This is a genomic window from Microbacterium sp. 01T413_2 (genome assembly GCF_056398985.1).
This window is the reverse complement of sequence record NZ_JBFTQL010000037.1, coordinates 23,903-31,974: the sequence shown is the minus strand read 5'-3', so window position 1 is coordinate 31,974 and position 8,072 is coordinate 23,903. Positions and strand designations below refer to the sequence as shown.

The 8,072-nt window shown below is 71.1% G+C and carries 7 protein-coding genes; 1 reads left to right on the top strand and 6 read right to left on the bottom strand.

Annotated elements, in window-relative coordinates:
- Window positions 1-101 precede the first annotated feature (101 nt).
- Window positions 102-1,376, top strand: a complete 1,275-nt coding sequence (locus AC1DMN_RS16415) for a ThiF family adenylyltransferase (protein ID WP_477230968.1) — start codon at window positions 102-104, stop codon at window positions 1,374-1,376.
- A gap of 102 nt (window positions 1,377-1,478) precedes the next feature.
- On the opposite strand, the gene AC1DMN_RS16410 is transcribed toward AC1DMN_RS16415, so the two are convergent.
- The 6 genes from AC1DMN_RS16410 to AC1DMN_RS16385 are packed head-to-tail and all read right to left on the bottom strand — an operon-like array spanning window position 1,479 to window position 8,030.
- Window positions 1,479-2,282, bottom strand: a complete 804-nt coding sequence (locus tag AC1DMN_RS16410) for an HpcH/HpaI aldolase family protein (protein WP_477230967.1) — start codon at window positions 2,280-2,282, stop codon at window positions 1,479-1,481.
- The gene (locus AC1DMN_RS16405; protein WP_477230966.1) at window positions 2,267-3,055 is read right to left on the bottom strand and encodes a 2-keto-4-pentenoate hydratase; all 789 of its coding nucleotides are present in this window, start codon (window positions 3,053-3,055) and stop codon (window positions 2,267-2,269) included. Before AC1DMN_RS16405 ends, AC1DMN_RS16410 begins: the two co-directional genes overlap by 16 nt.
- Window positions 3,052-4,215: a 3,4-dihydroxyphenylacetate 2,3-dioxygenase gene (hpaD, locus tag AC1DMN_RS16400; RefSeq protein ID WP_441978293.1), complete on the bottom strand. Its 1,164-nt coding sequence runs from the start codon at window positions 4,213-4,215 to the stop codon at window positions 3,052-3,054. The genes AC1DMN_RS16405 and hpaD overlap by 4 nt, the downstream gene beginning before the upstream one ends.
- Window positions 4,216-4,252: 37 nt before the next feature.
- Window positions 4,253-5,809, bottom strand: coding sequence for a 5-carboxymethyl-2-hydroxymuconate semialdehyde dehydrogenase (gene hpaE, locus AC1DMN_RS16395; protein WP_477230965.1), 1,557 nt, complete (start codon window positions 5,807-5,809; stop codon window positions 4,253-4,255).
- Window positions 5,810-5,850: 41 nt separating this feature from the next.
- Entirely contained in the window at window positions 5,851-6,516 is a 666-nt protein-coding gene (locus AC1DMN_RS16390) for a GntR family transcriptional regulator (RefSeq protein WP_477230964.1), read from the bottom strand.
- Window positions 6,516-8,030, bottom strand: coding sequence for a fumarylacetoacetate hydrolase family protein (locus AC1DMN_RS16385; RefSeq protein WP_477230963.1), 1,515 nt, complete (start codon window positions 8,028-8,030; stop codon window positions 6,516-6,518). Before AC1DMN_RS16385 ends, AC1DMN_RS16390 begins: the two co-directional genes overlap by 1 nt.
- Between the last annotated feature and the right edge of the window lie 42 nt (window positions 8,031-8,072).

Here is an 8,072-nt window from a genome sequence, read left to right as displayed (position 1 = left end):
CGGCTGGCGCGCGCGGCGGGGCGGATCCCGAAGCGACCGCTCGCCCTCGCCTCGTCCGGCGCCGAGGGGCTCATCGCACGCCGCCCGTCGGAGGCGGACCTGTGACGCCGGCCGCCGTCGGCGCCGCCGTCGCGGACGATGTGGTCGGGTCGGCTGATGCGGTTGGGCCGGCTGCGCTGCCACCCCTGGTGGAGCCAGGCCCCGAATTGCCTCCGGCGCGGGCCGCGCGGTTCGCCCGGCACCTCGCCCTCCCGGGGGTCGGCGTGGAAGGGCAGCGCCGCATCGCCGCCGCCCGCGTGCTGGTGATCGGCGCCGGCGGATTGGGCGCCCCCGCGATCCAGTACCTCGCCGCGGCCGGCATCGGCCGGATCACCGTGGTCGACGACGACCGGGTGGAGCGCACGAACCTGCAGCGACAGGTGCTGCACACCGAGAGCGATGTCGGTCGCCCCAAGGCCGAATCGGCGCGGGAAGCCGTGGCGGCTCGGGACGCCGTGGTGCAGGTGGTCGCACGGGTCGAACGGCTCGGTCCGGACAATGTGCTGGCGCTCTTCGCGGCGCACGATCTCGTGCTCGACGGCAGCGACAACTTCGCCACCCGGTACCTCTGCAACGACGCGGCGGAGCTCACCGGCACCCCCGTGGTGTGGGCCGGGATCCTGCGCTTCGCCGGCCAGATGAGCGTGTTCTGGCCCGGTCGCGGGCCGATGCTCCGGGATCTGTTCCCCGAGCTTCCCGATGACGAGTCCCTCGACTGCGCGACCGGAGGCGTGTTCGGCGCGCTCTGCGGCGTGGTCGGATCGGCGATGGCCGTGGAGGCCCTCAAGCTCGTCTGCGGGATCGGCGAGCCGCTCGTCGGACGGCTCGCCCGGTACGACGCGCTCACTGCGAGATGGGACGAGCTGCGTTTCGCGGCGGATCCGGACCGCCCGCGGGTGACCGGGCTCGAGGCGGTCGCCGATGCGTGTCGCGCGGCGGCGGCGCTGCCGGAGGATCGCCTCGAGGACATCTCCGCGGGCGAGGTGGGCGTGCGCCTGCGCGCCGGGGCGGGCGGTCTCGTCGTGGTCGACGTGCGCACGTCCACGGAGCGGGCGGCGGCGTCGATCCCGGGATCCGTGCCCGTGCCGCTCGACCGTATCCTCGCCGACGGCTGGCCTGCGCTCGCCGCGGGGCTGGGCGAGGCCGCCGCGGACGGACGCGACATCGTCGTCACCTGTCAGTCCGGGATCCGCTCGGCCCGTGCGATCGACGCGCTGCGAGCGACCGCTCCGGAAGGCACTCCGCTGCGCAACCTCGCCGGCGGTATGGCGGCCTGGGGCGTGCAGTCGGCCGGACCGGGGGAGGAGCCGTGGACAGCTCAGTCCGCGGCGCCCTGAGAGGGCCACAGCCTGGCAGGTTCCTCTTCCCGTTTCAAAGCGCGCAAATGGCTCCAGATCGGGCTCGGATGGAGCCATTTGCGCGCTTTGAAACGGATCCCGTCAGTAGCTGGCGGCGGGGCCCGCCTCCGGGGCCGGGAGGAAGCGGGTCGCGAGGGCCTCGGAGGCGCGGGCGAGCAGAGCCACGTCCGCCCCGACGGCGACGAACGCGGCACCCGCGGCGATGTATGCATCGGCGGCGACCGGGTCGAACGCGTTCACCCCGACCGGCTTTCCGGCTGCGGCCACCGCACGGAACACGTGCTCGACCGCGGCGACGATGTCGGGGTGCGTCTGCTGTCCGAGCAGCCCCATCGACGCCGCCAGATCCGAGGGGCCGACGAACACGGCGTCCACGCCGTCGACGGCGGCGATCTCGGCGGCCGCGTCCACGCCCGCCGTGGTCTCGATCTGCACGGTCAGGGACACGTGCTGCGCTGCGTCGCCGAGGTAGCCCGCGACGCGGTTCCAGCGGGCGCTGCGGGCCAGGGCGGATCCGACGCCGCGGACGCCCGCGGGCGGGTACCTGGTGGCCGCGACCGCGGCGCGGGCCTCATCGGCGGAGGAGACCATGGGGACGATGATGTTCTGCGCGCCCAGGTCGAGCACCTGCTTGATGATCACCGGGTCGTTCCACGGCACGCGCACGAGAGGCGTGATCGGGTAGGCGGCAGCAGCCTGCAGCTGCATCTGGAGCGAGTCGAGCGTGTTGGCCGAGTGCTCTCCGTCGATCAGCAGCCAGTCCAGTCCGGATCCGGCGGCGATCTCGGTGACGAGAGGACTGCCGGTGCACGCCCAGATGCCGATCAGCGCGCGGTCCGAGGAGGCCAGGTGCTCGCGGAAGGTCGGATTCAGACGAAGCGGCATTCGATCGTTCCCATCGGTCCGTAGTCGCACAGCACCTCGTCGCCGCGCGCCACCCACATCGGGCGCGTGAACGATCCTGCCAGGATGATCTCTCCTGCCTCCAGACGCGCGCCGTGCTGGTGGAACTTGTTCGCCAGCCAGGCGACGCCGGTGGCGGGGTGGCCCAGGACTCCGGCGGCGACGCCGGTCTCCTCGATCTCGCCGTTGCGCGAGAGCACGCCGGGCACCCAGCGCAGGTCGATCTCGTCGGGGCGCTTGTGCACGGTTCCGAGCACCATGGCGCCGTAGGCGGCGTTGTCGCTGATCGTGTCGACGATCGTGCGTCCTTCGAGCTCGATGTGCGAGTTCAGCACCTCGAGCGCGGGCACGGCGTAGTCGATCGCGGCGAGGGCGTCCTCGAGTGTGCAGTCGGGGCCGGACAGCGGCTCCTTGAGCACGAAAGCGAGCTCGACCTCGATGCGCACATTCGAGAAGTGATCGACGGGGATCTCGGATCCGGACGGGTACACGGTGTCGTCGAACATGACGCCGTAGTCGGGCTCCGTGATGCCGGTGGCCTGCTGCATGGCCTTCGAGGTGAGGCCGATCTTGCGCCCCACGAGCCTGCGACCCGCGGCCACCTGCGCGTCGCGCCAGACGCCCTGGATCGCGTACGAGTCCTCGACGGTCGCCTCGGGATGGCGTGCCGTGATGCGCGGGATCACGCCGTGCGTGCGGTCGGCCTCGGCGAGCTCTGCAGCGAGCGCGGCGATGGTGGATTCGGGCAGGCTCATAGCTGGTGGCCGAGCTTGTATTCGCCCTGCTTCCACTCCGGCATGGCCTCCTCGTCGGCGGGACGGGTGTAGCTGAACCCGTCGGCGCCGATCGTGACGGCCATCTCGCTGGAGTCGGTGCGGGCGACGACCGGCTGCGGGTTGCCGTCCAGGTCGAGCACGAGCGATGCGTCGGTGTACCAGGACGGCACGACGGGATTGCCCCACCAGTCGCGGCGCTGGTTGTCGTGCACGTCCCACGTGATGACCGGGTTGTCCGGGTCGCCCGTGTAGTAGTCCTGCGTGTAGACCTCGACGCGGTGGCCGTCGGGGTCGCGCAGGTACAGGTAGAACGCGTTCGACACGCCGTGACGGCCGGGACCGCGCTCGATCGCGTCGGAGCGGCGCAGCGCCCCGAGCTTGTCGCAGATCGCGAGGATGTTGTGCTTCTCGTGCGTCGCGAAGCACACGTGGTGCATCCGCGGGCCGTCACCGCCGGTCATGGCGGTGTCGTGCACGGTGGGCTTGCGGCGCATCCACGCGGCGTAGACCGTGCCCGCGTCGTCCTGAATGTCCTCCGTGACGCGGAAGCCGAGGTCCTGCATGTACTTCACGGCGCGCGGCACGTCGGGCGTGACCTGATTGAAGTGGTCCAGGCGCACGAGCTCGCCGGGGATGTGCAGGTCGTAGCGCCAGCTCATCCGCTCGACGTGGTCGGTCTGGTAGAAGAACTCGTACGGGAAGCCCAGCGGATCCACGACCCGCACCGAGTCGCCGATGCCCTTCACGAAGCCGGACGGGTTGCGGCGCACGTCGCAGCCGAGCTCGGTGTAGAACGCGACGGCGAGGTCGAGGTCCTCGGGCGTCCGCACACGGTAGGAGAAGGCGGCGACCGCCGCGACCGGGCCCTTGCGCAGCACGAGGTTGTGGTGGATGAACTCCTCCGTGGAGCGGAGGTAGATCGCCTCGTCGTCCTCCTCGGTCACGTACAGCCCGAGCACGTCGACGTAGAACACCCGCGACGCGGCCAGGTCGGTGACGACGAGTTCCATGTACGCACAGCGGAGCACGTCCGGCGGCGGGGAGGACGGGGTGGCGACCGGGTTGTCGGTCGTGATCGGCGCCTCCTGGCTGGTGAAGAAGCCCGAGGAGGTGAGCGTCATGTCTGCACGATTGGTCATGTCAGCGTCCTTGCGTGATGAGAGGTTCGGGATCCGGTCAGCGGGGATCCGGGTCGTCGAGATCCTGCTCGGCGGGCGTCCCTGAGCCCGTCGAAGGGTCCTGCTTGCCGAACACCGGGTTGTGCGGGGCGCCGAGCGTGATGTGCACGCTCTGCTGGTCGGTGTAGAAGTCGATCGAGCGGTAGCCGCCTTCGTGCCCGAGGCCCGACGCCTTCACACCGCCGAACGGCGTGCGCAGGTCGCGCACGTTGTTCGAGTTCAGCCAGACCATGCCGGCCTCGACGGCACCCGCGAAGTTGTGCGCGCGCTTGAGGTCGTTGGTCCAGATGTACGCGGCGAGGCCGTAGCGCGTGTTGTTCGCGAGCGCGAGGGCCTCCTCGTCGGTGTCGAAGGGGGTGATCGCGACGACCGGGCCGAAGATCTCCTCCTGGAAGATCCGGGCGTCCGGAGACACGTCGGCGAACACGGTCGGGGCGACGTAGTTGCCTGTCGGGAAGCCCTCGGGGCGTCCGCCACCGGCGACGAGACGGCCCTCGCCCTTGCCGATCTCGACGTAGCTCATGACCTTCTCGTAGTGCTCCGGGTGCACCAGAGCGCCCACCTCGGTGGTCGGGTCGTGCGGCAGGCCGACCTTGACGCGCTTCGCCTGGGCGGCGAAGCGCTCGACGAACTCGTCGTAGATGTCGCGCTGCACGATGATGCGGGACCCGGCCGTGCACCGCTCGCCGTTCAGCGAGAACACGCCGAAGATGCAGGCGTCGATCGCGGTGTCGAGGTCGGCATCGGCGAACACGACGGCGGGGCTCTTGCCGCCGAGCTCCATGGACAGGCCCTTCAGGAACGGCGCGGCGTTGCCGAAGATGAGCTGCCCGGTGCGGCTCTCGCCGGTGAAGGAGATGAGCGGCACGTCAGGGTGCTTGACGAGCGCGTCGCCCGCATCCTCGCCGAGACCGTTGACGAGGTTGAAGACGCCCTGGGGGAGCCCCGCCTCCTCGAAGATGCCCGCCCACAGGGAGGCGGACAGCGGCGTGAACTCGGCCGGCTTCAGCACGACCGTGTTGCCGGTCGCGAGCGCAGGGCCGAGCTTCCACGACTCGAGCATGAACGGGGTGTTCCACGGCGTGATGAGGCCCGCGACGCCGATCGGCTTGCGGTTGACGTAGTTCATCTGCTTGCCGGGCACCTTGAACGCGTCGTCGGCCTGGGCGACGATCAGGTCGGCGAAGAAGCGGAAGTTCTCGGCGGCACGGCGGGCCTGGCCCAGCGCCTGGGTGATCGGAAGGCCCGAGTCGAAGGACTCCAGCTCGGCGAGGCGCGCGTCGCGGGACTCGACGATGTCGGCGATCCGGTGCAGCACCCGGGAGCGCTCGCGGGGGAGGATGCGCGGCCAGGGGCCTTCGTCGAAGGCGCGCTTGGCAGCGGCGACGGCGCGCTCGATGTCGGCCTTCTTGCCGGCGGCGGCGTGCACGTAGGTCTCGTTGGTGACGGGGTTGAGCACCTCGAAGGTGTCGCCGTCGAGGGAGTCGACGAACTCGCCGTCGATGTAGTGCTGGATCTTCTCCGGCAGATCTGCCGGGGCGTAGGCGTCGGTCATCATCGTCCTTCCGGGTGGTTCGGGTGGCTTCGGTGGTGCGGTCAGAGGATCTCGGGGTGCAGCGCCGCGAGGAACGCGTCGCGCGTGCGCCAGCGGTGGTTGCGGGCGGCGAGCTCGATCTCGAGCGGATCCGCTCCGGTGCGGATCAGCTCCACGATCTGGGTGTGCTCCTCGACGGAGTGCTCGGCGCGTCCTGGCACGAAGGCGAACGTCGATTCGCGGATGCCGCTCAGGCGGGCCCAGCCGCGCTGCACGAGGTCGAGGATGTGCGGGTTCGGGCACGGCTCGTAGAGCACCGAGTGGAACTGGCGGTTCAGCTCGGTGAACCGGTGCGCGTCGAAGTTGTCGAGCAGGCGCGTCATGCGGTCGTTGACCTCGAGCGCCCGGTCCAGCGCCGTCGCGTCCAGGAGCGGGGCGGACAGCGACGTCGCCGCGCCCTCCACCAGCCCCAGGGTCTGCATGGTGTGCGCGTACTCGCTCTCGTCGACGAGGGTGACCCTGGCGCCGACGTTGCGCTCGAACGTGACGAGACCTTCGGCCTCGAGCCGGCGGACCGCCTCGCGCACCGGGACCACGCTCATACCGAGCTCGTCCGCAATCGTGCCGAGCACGAGCCGGAAGCCGGGACCGTACGCGTGGGAGGCGATGCGCGCACGGATCCAGGCGTAGGCCTGCTCCGACTTGCTGCCGGCGAGGACGTCGGCCATCAGACGCCGGTCCCGGTCCCTGAGCCCGTCGAAGGGTCGGCCCGGTGGGCGGCATCGTACTTCGCGCGCCAGGCGGCGTTCATCGGGAAGAGCCCGTCGACCGGATGCCCGGCCTCGACCTGCTCGGCGATCCAGGCGTCCTCGTCCTCCTGGGCGAGGGTCGCATCCACGACCTCCTCGACGAGGGAGGGCGGGATCACGATCACGCCGTCGCTGTCGCCGACGATGATGTCACCCGGCTGCACCGTGGCACCGCCGCAGGCGATCGTCACGTCGACGTCCCACGGCACGTGCTTGCGGCCGAGCACGGAGGGGTGCGCGCCTTGCGAGAACACGGGCAGGCCGATCTCTGCGACCGCCGCGAAGTCGCGCACGCCGCCGTCGGTGACCACACCGGCGGCGCGGCGGGCCCTGGCGCGCAGGGCGAGGATGTCGCCGAGCGTGCCCGTGGTCGCGTCGCCGCGGGCCTCGATGACGATGATCTCGCCCTCCTCCACGGCGTCGAAGCAGCGCTTCTGTGCGTTGTAGCCCCCGCCGTGACTGGTGAAGAGGTCCTCACGGGCGGGGACGAAGCGCAGCGTCTTCGCGGTGCCCACGATCTTGGCGCCGGGCAGGTTGGCTGAGACGCCGTCGATGAAGCAGGCGTGCAGGCCGCGCTTGCGCAGCTGGGCGCTGAGCCCTGCGGTCGGGGCGACGAGGAGCTTCTCGCGCAGCGCGGGATCGAGCGCGGGCTTCGCGGGCGCCGGTGCCGCGGGCGCCTCCTCTGCCGGCAGCCCTGCAGCCTCGCGCGACCCCCAGGCCTCGGCGCGCTGCAGGTCGTCCACGGCGGGGAGAGATCCGAGCGCGCCGTCGAAGGCGACGGTGCCCTGGGTGACGGTGGTGCGCAGCCCGCCGGAGGTGAGCGTCTTGGAGGAGTGCGGAGCGTCGACCTCGACGACGACCACGTCGCCGGGGACGATCACGCTGGATCCGGCAGGGGTGCCGGTGAGGATGACGTCGCCGGGCTCGAGCGTGAAGTGCTGGGAGAGATCGGCGATCAGCTGCGGGAGCGGGAACAGCAGTCCGCTGGTCTCGTCGTCCTGGCGCAGGTCGCCGTTCACCCAGGCGCGCACGCGCAGCTCGGCAGGGTCGACCTCGGACGCGGGGATGAGGTCGGGGCCGATCGGGGTGTACCCGTCGCCCCCCTTGGAGCGGACGTTCGAGCCCTTGTCGTTGGCGCGCAGGTCGTACAGGCCGAGGTCGTTCGACGCGGTCACCCAGGCCACGTGCGACCACGCGTCCTGCACGCTCACCCGGTGAGCGGCGGTGCCGATGATGAGCGCGATCTCGCCCTCGAAGGCGAGCAGCTCGGTGCCGGCGGGACGCTCCACGACGCCGCCCGTGCCGGCGACGGAGGAGGACGGCTTGAAGAAGTAGGAGGGGGTCGCGGGGGTGCGGCCGCGCTGGTCGGCACGGGAGCGGTAGTTGAGGTGGATCGCGATGATCTTGCCGGGCCGGTCGATCGGTGCGGACATGGGCGCCTCCTCGCGCGGTGGGTGCCAGGGGGACCCTTGGCG

Coding starts and splice junctions, on each gene's coding strand:
- AC1DMN_RS16410 (WP_477230967.1), bottom strand. CDS start 2,282: ATGCCGCTTCGTCTGAATCCGACCTTCCGCGAGCACCTGGCCTCCTCG.
- AC1DMN_RS16405 (WP_477230966.1), bottom strand. CDS start 3,055: ATGAGCCTGCCCGAATCCACCATCGCCGCGCTCGCTGCAGAGCTCGCC.
- hpaD (WP_441978293.1), bottom strand. CDS start 4,215: ATGACCAATCGTGCAGACATGACGCTCACCTCCTCGGGCTTCTTCACC.
- hpaE (WP_477230965.1), bottom strand. CDS start 5,809: ATGACCGACGCCTACGCCCCGGCAGATCTGCCGGAGAAGATCCAGCAC.
- AC1DMN_RS16390 (WP_477230964.1), bottom strand. CDS start 6,516: ATGGCCGACGTCCTCGCCGGCAGCAAGTCGGAGCAGGCCTACGCCTGG.
- AC1DMN_RS16385 (WP_477230963.1), bottom strand. CDS start 8,030: ATGTCCGCACCGATCGACCGGCCCGGCAAGATCATCGCGATCCACCTC.